A 17,736-nucleotide genomic window follows, 5' to 3' on the forward strand; every position below is an offset into this window, starting at 1 on the left:
GGTGAAGTCGGTCAACGTGAACCCTTGAAAGGGGGCTCCGGCCGACGAGGTGTCTCGGCGCGCGGACGCGCTGATCAGACCTGGCCGGACGCCCGGAAGGAATGGGAGATGCACCGGAGTTCGCTGCGCATGGCCGCGACCACTGCGACGGTCATCAACCCACCTCATTCCACTCGACACGATCAGGGGCGTGTCCACCGTAACATCCAGGCCGTTTGTGGTACTGCGCCGTGATCGTCAATGATGATCAGGCCTGGCCCGGGGCCCGGAATATTCGGCTTATCGGGGCGTAAACAGGTGGTGAACGGCTGCTTCCGTTCATCCGATAGCCTCTGCCGACGAGCCGCCGCCCCAGAGGCGGCCGTCCCGTGTTCGTCACAAGGAGTGAGTTCGTCTGCCGACCGTCATCCTCACCGGCCTGCCGGTCCCCGGATCACCGCTCGCCGACGAGCTGCGCTCCCTCGGATTCGACGTCCGCAGCGCCACCGCCCCCGATGACACCGCCGCCGCGCTGGCCGCCGTACCCGCCGATCAGCGGGTGGCCGTCGTGGACAGCGCGTTCGTCGGGCACGTGCACGCGCTGCGGCTCGCGCTGACCGACCCGCGGTTCGACGCCTGCGCCGTCACCGGGGCCCTCGCCGTCCAGCCGGGCGCCCGCGCGGCCCTCGACAAGGCCGCCGCGCTCACGCCCGGCGGCGCCGGCCCGTACGCGGACCGGCTCGCCACCGCCGTCGAGGCCGCCGGGACCGCCGTCCAGCGCCCCGAGCTCGGCACGCTCGTCGCAGCCGTACCCGCCTCCGCCGCGGAGCGCGAGGAGGCCGTCGCGGCCGTCGCCGCCGTCGACGACGAGGCCGTCCGGCTGCGCACCGCCGTCAAGTCCCGCGACGGGTTCTTCACCACCTTCTTCATCAGCCCGTACTCGCGCTACATCGCCCGCTGGTGCGCGCGCCGCGGCCTGACCCCGAACCAGGTGACCACCGCCTCGCTGCTCACCGCGCTGATCGCGGCCGGCTGCGCGGCCACCGGCGAGCGCTGGGGCTACGTCGCGGCCGGTGTGCTCCTGCTCGTCTCCTTCGTCCTGGACTGCACCGACGGGCAGCTCGCCCGCTACTCGCTCCAGTACTCGACGATGGGCGCCTGGCTCGACGCGACCTTCGACCGCGCGAAGGAGTACTCCTTCTACGCGGGACTCGCTCTCGGCGCTGCCAGGAACGGCGATGACGTCTGGGCCCTCGCGCTCGGCTCGATGGTCCTGATGACCTGCCGACACGTCGTCGACTTCGCCTTCAACGAGGCCAACCACGACGCCACGGCGAACACGAGCCCCACCGCCGCCCTCTCCGACCGGCTCGACAGCGTCGGCTGGACGGTCTGGGTCCGCCGGATGATCATCCTCCCGATCGGTGAGCGCTGGGCGATGATCGCGGTGCTGACCGCCGTCACCACCCCGCGGACCGTCTTCTACGCCCTGCTCGCCGGCTGCGCCTTCGGCGCCCTGTACACCACCGCCGGCCGGGTCCTGCGTTCGCTGACCCGCCGGGCAGCCCGTACCGACCGGGCCGCCCGCGCACTCGCCGACCTGGCCGACACCGGCCCGCTGGGCGAGCTGATCGCCGGGGCCCTGCGCAGGCTGCCCGCCTCCACCGCGCCCGCGTTCATGGTGGGCGGGGCTGGCGCCGTGGTCGCGCTGCTCGCCGCCGCGTACGCGATGCCGTTCGGCGCGCCGTGGCTGCTCGTCTTCGCCGGCGTGTACGTGCTGGCCGCCGGAGCCGCCGTGGCGAAGCCGCTGAAGGCACCGCTGGACTGGCTGCTGCCCCCGCTGTTCCGGGCCGCCGAGTACGGCACCGTGCTGATCCTGGCCGCCAAGGCGGACGTCCCCGGAGCCCTTCCGGCGGCATTCGGACTGGTAGCGGCGGTTGCGTACCATCACTACGACACGGTGTACCGCATCCGTGGCGGTACCGGCGCGCCCCCGCACTGGCTGGTGCGGACGATCGGCGGCCATGAGGGCCGGGTCCTGCTGACCGTGGGCCTGGCCGCCGTCCTCGCGACGCGCGCAGCGGACTTCCCCGTCGCGCTCACGGCCATGGCCGTGTTCGTGGCACTCGTGGTGCTCGTGGAGAGCATCCGCTTCTGGGTCTCCTCCGGAGCACCCGCCGTACATGACGAAGGAGAACCAGCATGATCGGCCTTGTACTCGCTGCCGGTGCCGGACGCCGACTGCGTCCCTACACCGACACCCTGCCCAAGGCCCTCGTGCCCGTCGGCCCCGAAGGCGCCGAGGAGAGCATCACGGTCCTCGACCTGACGCTCGGCAACTTCGCCGCCGTCGGCCTCACCGAGGTCGCGATCGTCGTCGGCTACCGCAAGGAAGCCGTCTACGAGCGCCGGGAGGCCCTGGAGGCCAAGTACGGCGTCAAGATCACGCTGATCGACAACGACAAGGCCGAGGAGTGGAACAACGCCTACTCCCTGTGGTGCGCGCGTGAGGTCCTCAAGCGCGGAGTGATCCTCGCCAACGGCGACACCGTCCACCCGGTGTCCGTCGAGGAGACCCTGCTCGCCGCCCGCGGCAACGGCCAGAAGATCATCCTCGCCCTCGACACGGTCAAGCACCTGGCCGACGAGGAGATGAAGGTCATCACCGCCGACGGCAAGGGCGTCCAGAAGATCACCAAGCTGATGGACCCGGCCACCGCCACCGGCGAGTACATCGGCGTCACCCTCATCGAGGCCGAGGCGGCCGTCGAGCTCGCCGAGGCCCTGAAGACCACCTTCGAGCGCGACCCGGACCTCTACTACGAGGACGGCTACCAGCAGCTCGTCAACGACGGCTTCACCGTCGACGTGGCCCCCATCGGCGACGTCAAGTGGGTCGAGATCGACAACCACGACGACCTCGCCAAGGGCCGGACGATCGCATGCCAGTACTGACGCGGCTCATCCCCTCGCCGGTCGTCGTCGACATCAGTCGCGGCGCCATGGACGACCTGGCCGGCGTCCTGGCCGACCAGCGGATCTCCGCGTCCGGCAAGCTCGCGATCGCGATCAGCGGCGGCTCCGGCGTGGCGCTGCGCGCCAAGCTGGAGCCCGTGCTGCCGCACGCCGACTGGTACCCGGTCGTCGACGGCACCATCGACTCCGCGGTCAAGCTGGCCGACGACATAAAGGGCCGCCGCTACGACGCCGTGGTGGGCCTGGGCGGCGGCAAGATCATCGACGTGGCGAAGTACGCCGCGGCGCGGGTCGGGCTGCCCATGGTGGCCGTCGCCACCAACCTCTCCCACGACGGCATCTGCTCGCCGGTGTCCATCCTGGACAACGACAACGGCCGGGGCTCCTACGGTGTCCCCACGCCGATCGCCATGGTGATCGACCTCGACGTCATCAAGGAAGCCCCGGTGCGGTTCATCCGCGCCGGGATCGGCGACGCGATCTCCAACATCTCGGCCATCGCCGACTGGGAGCTCTCGCACCGCCTCACCGGCGAGCCCGTCGACGGCCTGGCCGCCGCCATGGCCCGTACCGCTGGCGAGTCGGTGCTGCGCCACCCCGGTGGCTGCGGCGACGACGAGTTCCTCACCGTGCTCTCCGAGGCGCTCGTGCTCTCCGGCATCGCCATGTCGATCAGCGGGGACACCCGCCCGTCGTCCGGCGCCTGCCACGAGATCAGCCACGCCTTCGACCTGCTCTACCCGGGGCGCTCCGCGCTCCACGGCGAGCAGGTCGGCATCGGCGCCGCCTTCGCGATGCACCTGCGCGGAGCCGCCGAGCAGTCCGGACTCTTCGTACAGGTGCTGCGCGGCCACGGGCTGCCCGTGCTGCCCGAGGAGATCGGGTTCAGCGTGGACGAGTTCGTCGCGGCCGTCGAGTACGCACCCCAGACCCGTCCGGGACGCTTCACCATCCTGGAGCACCTCAACCTGTCCGCAGCCGAGATCAGGGACGCTTACGCCGACTATGTCCAGACCATCCGTAGCTGAACTCCGGCCCGTCGTTCACCCTGCGGGCGTGAAGGACCGGGTCAGCGGCGAGCACTGGGGCGGGCGCCTCTACATGCGCGAGATCTCCCTGCGCATCACCCGCCTCCTGGTCACCACCAAGGTCACGCCGAACCAGCTGACCTACGTGATGACCCTCGCCGGCGTCCTCGCCCTCCCGGCCCTGCTGGTGCCGGGCGTCTGGGGCGCCGTCCTCGGCGTGGTGGCCGTCCAGATGTACCTGCTGCTCGACTGCGTCGACGGGGAGGTCGCCCGCTGGAAGAAGCAGTTCTCGCTCTCCGGCGTGTACCTGGACCGCGTCGGCGCGTACCTGTGCGACGCGGCCGTCCTGGTCGGCTTCGGCCTGCGCGCCGCCGACCTGTGGGGCGGCGGGCGGGTCGACTGGCTGTGGGCCTTCCTCGGCACCCTCGCGGCCCTCGGCGCGATCCTGATCAAGGCCGAGACGGACCTGGTCGGCGTCGCCCGCCACCAGGCCGGCAAGCCGGTGGTCAAGGACGCGGCGGCCGAGCCGCGCTCGTCCGGCATGGCGCTCGCCCGCAGGGCCGCCGCCGCGCTGAAGTTCCACCGCCTCGTCCTCGGCATCGAGGCCTCCCTGCTCATCCTGCTGCTGGCCGTCCTGGACCAGGTCCGGGGCGACCTGTACTTCTCCCGCCTCGGTGTGGCCGTACTGGCCGGCATCGCGCTGCTCCAGACGCTGCTGCACCTGGTGTCGATCCTGGCCTCCAGCAGGCTCAAGTGACCTCGCCGATGCGGCTGGGCGCCGTGATCATCACCATGGGCAACCGGCCCGACGAGCTCAAGGCGCTGCTCGACTCGGTGGCCCGCCAGGAGGGCGACCCGGTCGAGGTCGTCGTCGTGGGCCAGGGCGTGCGGGTGAGCGGGCTGGCGGACCTGCCCGCGGGTGTCCGTACGGTCGACCTCCCCGAGAACCTGGGCATCCCCGGTGGCCGCAACGTGGGCATCGAGGCCTTCGGACCCGGCGGCCGCGAGGTGGACGCCCTGCTCTTCCTCGACGACGACGGGCTGCTGGAGCGGACCGACACCGCCGAGCTGTGCCGGCAGGCCTTCACCGAGGACCCCGAGCTCGGGATCGTCAGCTTCCGGATCGCCGATCCGGACACCGGCGAGACCCAGCGCCGGCACGTGCCCCGGCTGCGCGCTTCCGACCCGATGCGCTCCTCGCGCGTGACCACCTTCCTGGGCGGCGCCAATGCCGTCCGCACGAAGGTGTTCGAGCAGGTCGGAGGCCTGCCCGGCGAGTTCTTCTACGCCCACGAGGAGACCGACCTGGCCTGGCGGGCGCTCGATGCCGGCTGGCTGATCGACTACCGGGCGGACATGGTCCTGCTGCACCCCACGACCGCGCCTTCGCGGCACGCGGTGTACCACCGTATGGTGGCCCGCAACCGGGTGTGGCTCGCCCGCCGCAACCTGCCCGCCCCGCTCGTCCCGGTCTACGTGGGCGTATGGCTCCTGCTGACGCTCGCGCGCCGGCCCTCGGCGCCCGCGCTCAAGGCGTGGTTCGGCGGGTTCAAGGAGGGCTGGACCACCCCCTGTGGTCCGAGGCACCCCATGAAGTGGCGTACGGTCTGGCGACTGACCCGGCTCGGCCGACCACCTGTCATCTGACAAGCTCGGGTCTGGGAACATGAGCCCGATCGCGGGCGCGTGCCCCAGGCCCGATGCCCCTTCTGCCGCATCTTGAAGACGGAAAGTTTCAACTTGTGAGTGACACAACCCACGACGGCGCCCTTGCCACGAGCAGGCCGCCGTCCGAAGACGCGGGGCTCAGCGCCGCTGAGCTCGCCAGGAAGTACGGCCTGTCCGTCAGCGGCGCGCGGCCCAGCCTCGGCGGCTACGTGCGGCAGCTGTGGGGCCGGCGCCACTTCATCATGGCCTTCTCCCGGGCCAAGCTGGTCGCGCAGTACAGCCAGGCGAAGCTCGGCCAGATCTGGCAGGTGGCGACCCCCCTGCTGAACGCGCTGGTCTACTACCTGATCTTCGGCCTCATCCTGAACGCGGGACGGGGCATGGAGAAGGGGGTCTACATCCCCTTCCTGGTGATGGGCATCTTCGTCTTCACCTTCACCCAGAACTCGCTGATGGCGGGCGTCCGGGCCATCCCCACCAACCTCGGCCTGGTCCGCGCGCTGCACTTCCCGCGCGCCTCGCTGCCGATCTCCTTCTCGATGCAGCAGCTCCAGCAGCTGCTGTACTCGATGATCGTCGTGGTGGTCGTCGCGGTCGGGTTCGGGAACTACCCGCGGCTGTCGTGGCTGCTGGTCATCCCGACCCTGGCGCTCCAGTTCGTCTTCAACACCGGCCTGGCCCTGGTCTTCGCGCGCATGGGGTCCAAGACCCCCGACCTCGCGCAGCTGATGCCCTTCCTGACCCGTACGTGGATGTACGCGTCCGGCGTCATGTTCTCGATCAGTGAGATGCTGAAGGACAAGCCGACGTGGATCGCGGACGTCCTGCAGTGGAACCCCGCGGCGATCTACATGGACCTGGTCCGCTTCGCCCTGATCGACGACTACGGCCGCGACAACCTGCCGCCGCACGTCTGGGCCTTCGCGGTCGGCTGGGCCGTCCTGATCGGCTTCGGCGGATTCGTGTACTTCTGGAAGGCTGAGGAGCGTTACGGCCGTGGCTGAGATCGTCAAGGGGAACGTCCCCACCGTCATCGCCGACGAGGTACACATCGTCTACCGCGTCAACACCGGCAGCTCCGGCAAGGGCAGCGCCACTGCGGCGCTGAGCAAGATACTTCGCCGCGGCAAGGGCGACGCGCCGGGCGTCCGCCGGGTCCACGCCGTGCGCGGCGTCTCCTTCACGGCGTACCGGGGCGAGGCCATCGGCCTCATCGGCTCCAACGGCTCCGGCAAGTCCACCCTGCTGCGGGCCATCGCGGGTCTGCTGCCCTGCGAGTCCGGCAAGGTCTACACCGACGGCCAGCCCTCGCTGCTGGGCGTCAACGCCGCACTGATGAACGACCTCACCGGTGAGCGCAACGTGGTCCTCGGCGGTCTCGCGATGGGTATGACCCGCGAGCAGATCAAGGAGCGCTACGAGGACATCGTCGACTTCTCGGGGATCAACGAGAAGGGCGATTTCATCTCGCTCCCGATGCGCACCTACTCCTCCGGTATGGCCGCGCGTCTGCGTTTCTCCATCGCGGCGGCCAAGGACCACGACGTCCTGATGATCGACGAGGCGCTGGCCACCGGTGACCGCAAGTTCCAGGTCCGCTCGGAGAACCGCATCCGCGAACTGCGGGAGAAGGCCGGCACGGTCTTCCTGGTGAGCCACAACAACAACTCCATCCGCGACACCTGTAGCCGGGTGCTGTGGCTGGAGCGGGGCGAACTCCTCATGGACGGCCCCACGGAGGAAGTCGTCTCGGCATACGAGAAGGCGACCAGCCACTGATCGCTCCGACCGCAGGCCCCCGCCGCTCCGCGCGGCGGGGGCCTCGGCGTGCGGGGGCAAAGGCAGGGCCGGGGGCGTCGCCGTCGGTGTCCCCGTTCGAGCGCACGACATTCGAGCGCACGACATTCGAGCGCACGACATGAGGTAGCCGACCGAATACCCGTTGAGCCTCCCCGGCGTTGTACAGCGTAAGCTGGAGCGAGTCCTGAATCGAGGCAAGAGGGGACGATTCCCCACAGGTGAATGGCCTGGCGTATCCCCGGGAAAGTCCGGCGGCGTGTCCGAAATAGGATGTATTGGGTCGGCAGTGTAGAACGGGAGATGTGACGGCAATGGCTACGGGAATTCTCCGGCCCCCAAGCACGACGGCCGTCCCCGCCCCGGGCGGCGGGCGGTGACCGCGGGGCACGGCATCAGCCCCCGGTCCGACACCGGCCACGCACGCGCCACCCTGGACAAGGCCGCGTCGGAGAACTTCCCCGTCGCCCCCGCCTTCCTTCCCCGCGCCTGGCGCGCGGGCCTCATGGCCGTCTACGGGTACGCCCGCCTCGTCGACGACATCGGTGACGGCGACCTCGCCCCCGGCGGGCGCGACGCCGTACTCCTCGGGCTCGACCCCGCCGCCGTGGACGACCGGCTCGCCATGCTCGACGCCTTCGAGGCCGACCTGCTGCGCGTGTTCGGCGGAACGGACGGCCCGCCGCGCCACCCGCTCCTGCTGGCCCTCCAGCCCGTCGTGCGCGACCACGCGCTGACCCCCGAGCCCTTCCTCGGCCTCATCGAGGCCAACCGCCAGGACCAGCGGGTCGCGCGCTACGAGACGTACGGGGACCTCCTCGGCTACTGCGAGCTCTCCGCGAACCCCGTCGGCCGGCTCGTGCTGTCCCTCACCGGCACCAGCACCCCCGAGCGCGTCCGCCGCTCCGACGCCGTCTGCACCGCGCTGCAGATCGCGGAACACCTCCAGGACGTCGCCGAGGACCTCGGACGGGACCGGATCTACCTCCCCGCCGAGGACATGCGCCGCTTCCGCGTGGCCGAGACCGACCTCAAGGCCCCGAGCGCCGGCGCATCCGTACGCTCTCTCGTCGCGTTCGAAACGCAGCGCGCACGGGACCTCCTGGACGAAGGCACCCCGCTCGTGGGCAGCGTGCACGGAAGGCTCCGGCTGCTGCTCGCGGGATTCGTGGGAGGGGGGCGCGCCGCCCTGCGCGCCGTCACCGCAGTCGGCTTCGACGTACTTCCCGGCCCGCCCAAGCCCACCAGGAGCGGACTCGTCCGCGAGGTGGCCGCAGTCCTTCGCACCGTGCCGAGAAAGGGGTGAGCCCGAACGTGGAGGGCCCCAACCACGCGACTTCACCGTCCGCGCCGTCCGCCCCGGTACTGGCGGCCTACAGCTACTGCGAGGCCGTCACCGGCTCGCAGGCGCGCAACTTCGCGTACGGCATCCGGCTGCTGCCCACCGACAAGCGGCAGGCGATGTCGGCGCTGTACGCCTTCTCCCGGCGCGTCGACGACATCGGCGACGGCACACTGCCCTCCGAGGCGAAGCTGACCCGGCTGGAGGAGACCCGCGCCCTGCTCGGCCGGATCCGGGCCGAGGAGATCGACGAGGACGACACCGACCCGGTCGCCGTCGCCCTCGCGCACGCGGCGAACCACTTCCCGATCCCGCTCGAAGGGCTCGACGAACTCATCGACGGCGTCCTGATGGACGTGCGCGGCGAGACCTACGAGACCTGGGACGACCTCAAGACCTACTGCCGCTGCGTGGCCGGCGCCATCGGGCGGCTCTCGCTCGGGGTGTTCGGCACGGTGAGCACCGCGGGCCCCGGCGCGTCCGACGCCGCCCGTGCCGGCGAGTACGCCGACACCCTCGGCCTCGCCCTGCAACTGACCAACATCCTCAGGGACGTACGGGAGGACGCGGGCAACGGCCGCACCTACCTGCCCGCCGAGGACCTCGCCAAGTTCGGCTGCTCCGACGGCTTCCACAGCGACCGGATGCCCGCCGGCGCCGACTTCGCCGGACTCGTCCACCACGAAGTCCGGCGCGCCCGCGCCCTGTTCGCCGAGGGCTACCGGCTGCTCCCGATGCTCGACCGGCGCAGCGGCGCCTGCGTCGCCGCCATGGCGGGCATCTACCGGCGCCTGCTGGACCGCATCGAGCGCGACCCCGAGGCGGTGCTCCGCGGACGCGTCTCGCTGCCGACGCACGAGAAGGCGTACGTCGCCGTCCGCGGCCTCTCCGGCCTCGACGCGCGGACCGTCTCGCGCCAGAGCAACAGGAGGCGGGCCTGATGGCGGGCCCGCTCCGGGCAACCCCGCGCCGCGCCGCGGCGTCTGTGGCAGCGACAGAGGAGGACGAATGACCGCCATGACCGCCAACCGGGCCGTGGTCGTCGGCGGCGGCCTCGCCGGGGTCACCACCGCACTCGAACTCGCCGACGCCGGACTGCGGGTCACCCTCCTCGAAGGGCGGCCGCGGCTCGGCGGCCTCGCCTTCTCCTTCAAGCGCGGCGAACTGACCATCGACAACGGCCAGCACGTGTACCTGCGCTGCTGCACCGCCTACCGGTGGTTCCTGGACCGCGTCGACGGCGCCGACCTCGCACCCCTCCAGGACCGGCTCGACGTACCCGTCCTCGACGTCGCCCACCCCGGCGGCCCCCGCCTGGGACGGCTGCGCCGCAGCGCCCTGCCCGTTCCCCTGCACCTGGCCGGCTCGCTGGCCCGCTACCCGCACCTCTCGCTCGCCGAACGGGTGAGCGTCGGGCGCGCCGCCGTCGCGCTGCGCCGGCTCGACCCCGCCGACCCGGCCCTCGACGGCCTGGACTTCGCCACCTGGCTGGGCCGCTACGGCCAGTCCCCGCGCACCATCGAGGCGCTGTGGGACCTCGTCGGCATCGCCACCCTCAACGCCACCGCCGACCAGTCCTCGCTGGGGCTGGCCGCCATGGTCTTCAAGACCGGCCTGCTCTCCGAGAACGGCGCCGCCGACATCGGCTGGGCCAGCGTCCCGCTCGGCGACCTGCACGACACCCTCGCCCGCAAGGCCCTCGACGCGGCCGGCGTACGGACCGAGCTGCGCACCCGAGTCACCTGCATCTCCCGTACGGACGAGGGCAGTTGGCGCGTCGACACCGAGAGCGAGGCGCTGGACGCCGACACGGTCGTCCTCGCCGTCCCGCAGCGCGAGGCCCACGGACTGCTCCCGCCCGGGGCGCTCGCCGACCCGGACAAGCTCCTCGACATCGGCACCGCGCCGATCCTCAACGTCCACGTCGTCTACGACCGCAAGGTGCTCAAGCAGCCCTTCTTCGCCGCGCTCGGCTCACCGGTGCAGTGGGTCTTCGACCGTACCGAGGCCTCCGGACTGCCCGACGGGGGCCAGTACCTGGCCCTGTCCCAGTCCGTGGCCCAGGACGACATCGACGAGCCCGTCTCGGTGCTGCGAGCCAAGTACCTGCCCGAGCTGGAGCGGCTGCTGCCCGCCGCCCGCGGCGCCAAGGTACGGGACTTCTTCGTCACCCGGGAGCGCACGGCGACCTTCGCCCCCACCCCCGGCGTCGGCCGGCTCCGGCCCGGCGCGCGGACCGACACGCCGGGGCTCTACCTGGCCGGTGCGTGGACCGCCACCGGTTGGCCCGCGACCATGGAGAGCGCAGTCCGCAGCGGACTGAGCGCGGCGCACGCAGCGCTCGCGGCGCTCGGCCGTCCCCGCGAAAACCCCCTGCAGGAGGCGGCATGACCACCACCAGCACCACCGGCACAACTGCGGGAGCACGCACCGCAGCACGTACAGGAACCAGAGGAGAGCCAGTGAACCCGGGGAATCCGGCTGTCGAGCACTCGGATGCCAGTGTGGGCACATCCGCAGGGGGCGTGGAGAAGGCGGACACGCTCGCCCTCCTGGAGCGCGGCCGCACGCTGTCCACGCCCGTGCTCCGCGCCGCCGTGGACCGGCTCGCCGCGCCCATGGACACCGTCGCCGCCTACCACTTCGGCTGGATCGACGCCCACGGCAACCCGGCGGACGGCGACGGCGGCAAGGCCGTCCGCCCCGCCCTCGCCCTGCTCTCCGCCGAGGCCGCGGGCGCCGCTGCCGAGGTCGGCATCCCCGGGGCCGTCGCGGTCGAGCTCGTGCACAACTTCTCGCTGCTCCACGACGACCTGATGGACGGCGACGAGCAGCGCCGCCACCGCGACACGGTGTGGAAGGTCCACGGACCTGCCCTCGCGATCCTGGTCGGCGACGCGCTGTTCGCCCTCGCCAACGAGGTGCTGCTGGAGCTCGGCACGGTCGAGGCGGGTCGCGCGGCACGCCGCCTCACCACCGCCAGCCGCAAGCTGATCGACGGCCAGGCGCAGGACATCTCCTACGAGCACCGCGAGCGCGTCAGCGTCGAGGAGTGCCTGGAGATGGAGGGCAACAAGACCGGCGCCCTGCTCGCCTGCGCGGTCTCCATCGGCGCCGTGCTCGGCGGCGCGGACGACCGCACGGCCGACAAGCTGGAGGAGTACGGCTACCACCTCGGCCTCGCCTTCCAGGCCGTGGACGACCTGCTCGGCATCTGGGGCGACCCGGAGTCCACCGGCAAGCAGACCTGGAGCGACCTGCGCCAGCGCAAGAAGTCCCTGCCGGTCGTCGCCGCCCTCGCGGCCGGCGGCCCCGCGTGCGAGGAGCTCGGGGAGCTCCTGGCCGCAGACGCCAAGAGCAACGACTTCGAGAACTTCTCCGAGGAGGAGTTCGCGGCCCGCGCCGCGCTCATCGAGGCGGCCGGCGGCCGCCAGTGGACCGCCGACGAGGCGCGCCGCCAGCACGCGATCGCGATCCGCGCACTGGACGACGTGAACATGCCGCAGCGGGTGCGCGACCAGCTGGTCGCCCTCGCCGACTTCGTCGTCGTGCGCAAGAGGTGATCGCGACCCGGGCCCGTATATGACTCGCGAGTCGCCGGCCGGCGCCGCCCTCTGACAGCGGCACCGGCCGACGGCAGACCCCAGGACAGCAGAGGACACTGCAGGTAAAGGGGAAGCCATGACAGCGACGACCGACGGCGGCGCGGGTGCGGGTGCCCGCGACGCCGGCTCGGATGACACCGCGGTACGGACCGCGGACACGGCCCCGGGCCCGCCGGGCCGGGACACGGCCGGGGCGCCCCCGGCCCCCGGCCTGCCGCAGGGGGCCTTGGAGGCCGCCGCGCGGGCCACGCGGCACCTGCTCGCCCGGCAGGACGCGGCCGGGTGGTGGAAGGGCGACCTGGAGACCAACGTCACCATGGACGCCGAGGACCTGCTGCTGAGGCAGTTCCTCGGGATCGGGGACGAGGCCACCACCCGCGCCGCCGCGCAGTTCATCCGCGGCGAGCAGCAGGACGACGGCACCTGGGCCACCTTCCACCAGGGCCCCTCCGACCTGTCCGCCACCATCGAGGCGTACGTCGCCCTGCGCCTGGCCGGTGACGCCCCCGACGCCCCGCACATGGCGCGCGCCTCCGCCTGGATCAGATCCCGCGGGGGGATCGCCGCCGCCCGGGTGTTCACCCGGATCTGGCTGGCGCTGTTCGGCTGGTGGAGCTGGGACGACCTGCCCGAACTCCCGCCCGAGCTGGTCTTCCTGCCGCCGTGGGTCCCGCTCAACATCTACGACTTCGGCTGCTGGGCCCGCCAGACCATCGTCCCGCTCACCGTGGTCTCCGCGCTGCGTCCGGTGCGCCCGGCGCCCTTCGCCCTGGACGAGCTGCACACCGACGCCCGGGTGCCGAACCCTGTCAAACCGCTCGCCCCGATGGCCAGTTGGGAGGGCGCGTTCCAGCGGATGGACAAGGCCCTGCACGTGTACCGGCGGTTCGCCCCGCGCCGGCTGCGCAAGGCCGCGATGGCGGCGGCGGCCCGCTGGATCGTCGAGCGCCAGGAGAACGACGGCTGCTGGGGCGGGATCCAGCCCCCCGCCGTGTACTCCGTCATCGCCCTGCACCTGCTCGGCTACGACCTGCGCCACCCCGTGATGCGGGCCGGACTGGAATCCCTGGACCGCTTCGCCGTATGGCGCGAGGACGGCGCCCGCATGATCGAGGCCTGCCAGTCCCCGGTCTGGGACACCTGCCTGGCGGCCATCGCGCTCGCCGACGCGGGAGTGCGCCCCGACCACCCGGCGCTGGTGAAGGCCGCCGACTGGATGCTCGGCGAGGAGATCGTGCGCAGCGGCGACTGGGCCGTGCGCAGGCCGGGGCTGGCCCCCGGCGGCTGGGCCTTCGAGTTCCACAACGACAACTACCCCGACATCGACGACACCGCCGAGGTGGTCCTCGCGCTGCGCCGGATCAAGCACCCCGAGCCGGCGCGCGTCGAGGCGGCCATCGCCCGAGGGGTGTCCTGGAACCTCGGGATGCAGTCGAGGAACGGTGCCTGGGGCGCCTTCGACGCCGACAACACCAGCCCCTTCCCGAACAGGCTGCCCTTCTGCGACTTCGGCGAGGTCATCGACCCGCCCTCCGCCGACGTCACCGCCCACGTGGTGGAGATGCTCGCCGTCGAGGGCCGGGCGGGCGACGCGCGGACCCGCCGCGGCATCGCCTGGCTGCTCGCCGAACAGGAGGCGGGCGGCGCGTGGTTCGGCCGCTGGGGCACCAACTACGTCTACGGGACCGGCTCGGTGGTCCCGGCGCTGACGGCCGCGGGCATCGCTCCGGCGCACCCCGCGATCCGGCGGGCCGTGGGCTGGCTGGAATCCGTACAGAACGAGGACGGCGGGTGGGGGGAGGACCAGCGCTCCTACCAGGACCCGTCCTGGGCCGGGAAGGGCGCCTCCACCGCCTCGCAGACCGCCTGGGCGCTGATGGCCCTGCTGTCCGCGGGCGAACGCGACGCCGCGTCCGTCGAGCGGGGGATCGCCTACCTGGTCGGGACGCAGCGGGAGGACGGCTCCTGGGACGAGCCGTACTTCACGGGCACCGGCTTCCCCTGGGACTTCTCCATCAACTACCACCTGTACCGGCAGGTGTTCCCGCTCACCGCCCTCGGCCGCTACCTGTACGGGGAGCCGTTCGGCCCCGAGGGCCGGTACGGCGCGGACCCGGTCGGTGCGGGGGCCGAGGCCCCTGCGACAGCCCAGGCCGTCTCCGCCCAGGCCGTCTCCGCCCCTGCCGCCTCCGCCCCGGCCGAGGAGGCCTGATGGGGACGCCCGGGAGCGGACCGGCCGCCCCGCTGCTGGTCGCCTGCGCGCTGCGCATCGAGCAGGCGGCCCTGCGCAGCGGCGGCCGCGGCGCACGCGGCGGCGCGCCGCCCGGGTACGCCGTCCTGCGCACCGGCATGGGCCCGCGCGCCGCCGAGCGGGCCGTCGGGCGGGCGCTCGGCGAGCCGGGGCTGAGCGACGCGGCCGTCCTGGCCACCGGATTCTGCGCCGGGCTGGTGCCCGGCATGAACCCCGGCGACCTGATCGTCGCCGAGGAGACCCGGGACCCGCGCGGCGCCGTCGCCTGCGCCGGTACCGCCCTGCTCGCCGAGGCACTGGCCCGGGCCGCACCCGGCAGGACCGTGCACATCGGCGCACTGACCGGATCCGACCACGTCGTACGGGGCCAGGAGCGCGCGCAACTGCGCGCCACCGGCGCCATCGGGGTCGACATGGAGTCGGCGGCCACCCTCTGGACCGCTGCCGCGACCCGCGGCGGCGGCCTCGCGCCGGGCGCCGGGCGCCCGGTTGCGGCCGTACGGGTGATCGTGGACGCTCCGGAGCATGAGCTCGTCCGTATCGGCACGGTCCGCGGTGGAATATCGGCCTTCCGCGTACTGCGTGCCGTACTGCCCGCGTTTTACGACTGGCACCGTTCTTTGCTGCTCCCCAGGAGGTGAGCCAGATGGCCATGCCGCTGCGCCAGACCGTCAGGGTCGGGACCTATCTTCTCGAACAGAAGCTCCGCAAGCGAGAGAAGTTCCCGCTGATCGTCGAGCTGGAACCGCTCTACGCGTGCAACCTCGCCTGTGAGGGGTGCGGAAAGATCCAGCACCCGGCCGGCGTGCTCAAGCAGCGAATGCCGGTGGCCCAGGCGGTCGGCGCCGTACTGGAGTCCGGCGCCCCGATGGTCTCCATCGCGGGCGGAGAGCCCTTGATGCACCCGCAGATCCACGAGATCGTGCGCCAGTTGGTGGCGAAGCGGAAGTATGTCTTCCTTTGCACCAATGCGATGCTGCTCCGCAAGAAGATCGAGAACTTCACCCCGTCCCCGTACTTCGCCTTCGCCGTGCACATCGACGGCCTGCGCGAACGCCATGACGAGTCGGTGGCCAAGGAAGGCGTGTTCGACGAGGCGGTCGCGGCCATCAAGGAGGCGAAGAAGCGCGGGTTCCGGGTGACCACGAACTCCACCTTCTTCAACACCGACACCCCGCAGACCATCATCGAGGTGCTCAACTACCTCAATGACGACCTCCAGGTGGACGAGATGATGATCTCACCCGCCTACGCGTACGAAAAGGCTCCCGATCAGGAACACTTCCTCGGTGTCGAACAGACCCGCGAACTCTTCAAGAAGGCCTTCGCGGGCGGCAACCGGCGGCGCTGGCGGCTCAACCACTCCCCGCTCTTCCTGGACTTCCTGGAAGGCAAGGCCGATTTCCCCTGCACCGCCTGGGCCATTCCGAATTACTCGCTCTTCGGCTGGCAGCGCCCCTGCTATCTGATGAGCGACGGGTACGTGCCGACCTACCGGGAACTGATCGAGGACACCGACTGGAGCAAGTACGGCCGCGGCAAGGACCCGCGCTGCGCGAACTGCATGGCGCACTGCGGCTACGAGCCGACCGCCGTCCTGGCCACCATGGGCTCGCTCAAGGAGTCCCTGCGCGCGGCCCGGGAGACGATCGGCAGCAACCGGGACAAGTCGGCATGACACCCGCAACCGGAGGGGGCAAGGGCTTCGACCTCGGCGCCCTGCTGGCCGAGCGCGGCGGGGAGCGGTACGAGCTGCACGCCCGCCACCTCAACCACCAGCTGCCCCGGATGCTGCACACCATCGGCTTCGACAAGGTCTACGAGCGGGCCGAGGGCGCCCACTTCTGGGACGCCGAGGGCAACGACTACCTCGACATGCTGGCCGGGTTCGGAGTCATGGGCCTGGGCCGGCACCACCCCGTGGTGCGGCGCGCCCTGCACGACGTCCTGGACGCGCAGCTCGCCGACCTCACCCGCTTCGACTGCCAGCCGCTTCCGGGGCTGCTGGCCGAGAAGCTGCTCTCCTACAGCCCGCACCTGGACCGGGTCTTCTTCGGCAACAGCGGCACGGAGGCGGTGGAGACGGCCCTGAAGTTCGCCCGCTACGCCACCGGGCGGCCCAGGATCCTCTACTGCGACCACGCCTTCCACGGGCTCACCACCGGCTCGCTCTCGGTGAACGGGGAGGGCGGCTTCCGGGACGGCTTCGCGCCGCTGCTGCCCGACACGAAGATCGCGCTCGGGGACCTGGCCGCCCTGGAGCGGGAGCTGAAGCGCGGCGACGTGGCCGCCTTCGTCGTCGAGCCGATCCAGGGCAAGGGCGTACTCGCGGCCCCGCCGGGCTTCCTGCCCGCCGCGCAGGAACTGCTGCGCCGCCACAAGGCGCTGCTGATCGCCGACGAGGTCCAGACCGGCCTCGGACGTACCGGCGACTTCTACGCGTACCAGCACGAGCCGGGCGTGGAGCCGGACCTGGTCTGCGTGGCCAAGGCGCTGTCGGGCGGCTACGTCCCCGTCGGCGCGACCCTGGGCAGGGACTGGATCTTCAAGAAGGTCTACTCGTCCATGGACCGGGTGCTCGTGCACTCCGCCAGCTTCGGCTCCAACGCGCAGGCGATGGCGGCCGGTCTGGCGGTGCTCTCCGTCATGGAGGACGAGGAAGTGGTGGCCAACGCCCGGGCCATGGGCGACCTGTTGCGGGGGCGGCTCGCCGCGCTGGTGGACGAGTACGAGCTGCTGCACGAGGTGCGGGGGCGCGGCCTGATGATCGGGATCGAGTTCGGCCGCCCGTCCTCGCTGGGGCTGCGCAGCCGGTGGACGATGCTGCAGGCGGCCCGCAAGGGGCTCTTCGCGCAGATGGTCGTGGTGCCGCTGCTCCAGAAGCACCGGATCCTCACGCAGGTCTCCGGGGACCACCTGGAAGTGATCAAGCTCATCCCGCCGCTCGTCGTGGACGAGGCGGACGTGGACCGGTTCGTCAGGGCCTTCCGGGAGGTCATGGACGAGGCGCACGGGGGCGGCGGGCTGATGTGGGACTTCGGCAGGACGCTGGTGAAGCAGGCCGTCAGCAACGGCTGACGGCCTGCTCCG

At 71.7% G+C, this 17,736-nt stretch carries 15 protein-coding genes and 1 pseudogene; 15 read left to right on the forward strand and 1 reads right to left on the reverse strand.

The features are described from left to right. Positions 1-433: 433 nt before the first annotated feature. A complete protein-coding gene (locus ACZ7GJ_RS02210; protein WP_470748510.1) occupies positions 434-571 on the reverse strand; it encodes a hypothetical protein in 138 nt (45 codons plus the stop codon). On the opposite strand from ACZ7GJ_RS02210, the gene ACZ7GJ_RS02215 reads away from it, so the two are divergent. From ACZ7GJ_RS02215 to ACZ7GJ_RS02285, 15 genes and pseudogenes are all read left to right on the forward strand, one after another. Next, positions 548-2,185, forward strand: a complete 1,638-nt coding sequence (locus ACZ7GJ_RS02215) for a DUF5941 domain-containing protein (protein WP_470748512.1) — start codon at positions 548-550, stop codon at positions 2,183-2,185. The two genes, ACZ7GJ_RS02210 and ACZ7GJ_RS02215, sit on opposite strands and share 24 nt — an antisense overlap. Next, positions 2,182-2,934 (forward strand): phosphocholine cytidylyltransferase family protein, encoded by a 753-nt coding sequence (locus ACZ7GJ_RS02220; RefSeq protein ID WP_470748514.1) that lies wholly within the window; start codon positions 2,182-2,184, stop codon positions 2,932-2,934. Before ACZ7GJ_RS02215 ends, ACZ7GJ_RS02220 begins: the two co-directional genes overlap by 4 nt. Next, entirely contained in the window at positions 2,922-3,983 is a 1,062-nt protein-coding gene (locus ACZ7GJ_RS02225) for an iron-containing alcohol dehydrogenase family protein (RefSeq protein ID WP_470748515.1), read from the forward strand. Before ACZ7GJ_RS02220 ends, ACZ7GJ_RS02225 begins: the two co-directional genes overlap by 13 nt. Continuing rightward, on the forward strand, positions 3,961-4,740 hold the full coding sequence (locus ACZ7GJ_RS02230) for a CDP-alcohol phosphatidyltransferase family protein (RefSeq protein ID WP_365919124.1): 780 nt from the start codon (positions 3,961-3,963) through the stop codon (positions 4,738-4,740). The genes ACZ7GJ_RS02225 and ACZ7GJ_RS02230 overlap by 23 nt, the downstream gene beginning before the upstream one ends. An 8-nt stretch (positions 4,741-4,748) precedes the next feature. Continuing rightward, positions 4,749-5,630: a glycosyltransferase family 2 protein gene (locus ACZ7GJ_RS02235; RefSeq protein WP_470748743.1), complete on the forward strand. Its 882-nt coding sequence runs from the start codon at positions 4,749-4,751 to the stop codon at positions 5,628-5,630. A 95-nt stretch (positions 5,631-5,725) separates the two neighbouring features. Continuing rightward, a complete protein-coding gene (locus tag ACZ7GJ_RS02240; protein WP_470748518.1) occupies positions 5,726-6,655 on the forward strand; it encodes an ABC transporter permease in 930 nt (309 codons plus the stop codon). Further along, positions 6,648-7,430, forward strand: coding sequence for an ABC transporter ATP-binding protein (locus tag ACZ7GJ_RS02245; RefSeq protein WP_365919130.1), 783 nt, complete (start codon positions 6,648-6,650; stop codon positions 7,428-7,430). Before ACZ7GJ_RS02240 ends, ACZ7GJ_RS02245 begins: the two co-directional genes overlap by 8 nt. A gap of 394 nt (positions 7,431-7,824) precedes the next feature. Then, the gene (hpnC, locus tag ACZ7GJ_RS02250; RefSeq protein ID WP_470748520.1) at positions 7,825-8,754 is read left to right on the forward strand and encodes a squalene synthase HpnC; all 930 of its coding nucleotides are present in this window, start codon (positions 7,825-7,827) and stop codon (positions 8,752-8,754) included. Then, positions 8,751-9,731, forward strand: a complete 981-nt coding sequence (hpnD, locus tag ACZ7GJ_RS02255; protein WP_470748522.1) for a presqualene diphosphate synthase HpnD — start codon at positions 8,751-8,753, stop codon at positions 9,729-9,731. The genes hpnC and hpnD overlap by 4 nt, the downstream gene beginning before the upstream one ends. Positions 9,732-9,738: 7 nt before the next feature. Next, positions 9,739-11,181: pseudogene (hpnE, locus tag ACZ7GJ_RS02260) on the forward strand (hydroxysqualene dehydroxylase HpnE); the annotation flags it as partial. Positions 11,182-11,252: 71 nt separating this feature from the next. Then, positions 11,253-12,353 carry a polyprenyl synthetase family protein gene (locus ACZ7GJ_RS02265; RefSeq protein ID WP_470748524.1) on the forward strand — a complete coding sequence of 367 codons (1,101 nt, stop codon included), beginning with the start codon at positions 11,253-11,255 and terminating at the stop codon, positions 12,351-12,353. Positions 12,354-12,471: 118 nt separating this feature from the next. Next, positions 12,472-14,607 carry a squalene--hopene cyclase gene (shc, locus tag ACZ7GJ_RS02270; protein WP_470748526.1) on the forward strand — a complete coding sequence of 712 codons (2,136 nt, stop codon included), beginning with the start codon at positions 12,472-12,474 and terminating at the stop codon, positions 14,605-14,607. Further along, positions 14,607-15,287 carry a phosphorylase family protein gene (locus ACZ7GJ_RS02275; protein ID WP_470748528.1) on the forward strand — a complete coding sequence of 227 codons (681 nt, stop codon included), beginning with the start codon at positions 14,607-14,609 and terminating at the stop codon, positions 15,285-15,287. The genes shc and ACZ7GJ_RS02275 overlap by 1 nt, the downstream gene beginning before the upstream one ends. Positions 15,288-15,292: 5 nt before the next feature. Beyond that, entirely contained in the window at positions 15,293-16,324 is a 1,032-nt protein-coding gene (gene hpnH, locus ACZ7GJ_RS02280; RefSeq protein WP_470748530.1) for an adenosyl-hopene transferase HpnH, read from the forward strand. Then, on the forward strand, positions 16,321-17,724 hold the full coding sequence (locus ACZ7GJ_RS02285; protein ID WP_470748532.1) for an aspartate aminotransferase family protein: 1,404 nt from the start codon (positions 16,321-16,323) through the stop codon (positions 17,722-17,724). Before hpnH ends, ACZ7GJ_RS02285 begins: the two co-directional genes overlap by 4 nt. The last annotated feature ends 12 nt before the right edge of the window (positions 17,725-17,736 follow it).

The sequence above is a fragment of the Streptomyces sp. NPDC037242 genome (genome assembly GCF_055604165.1).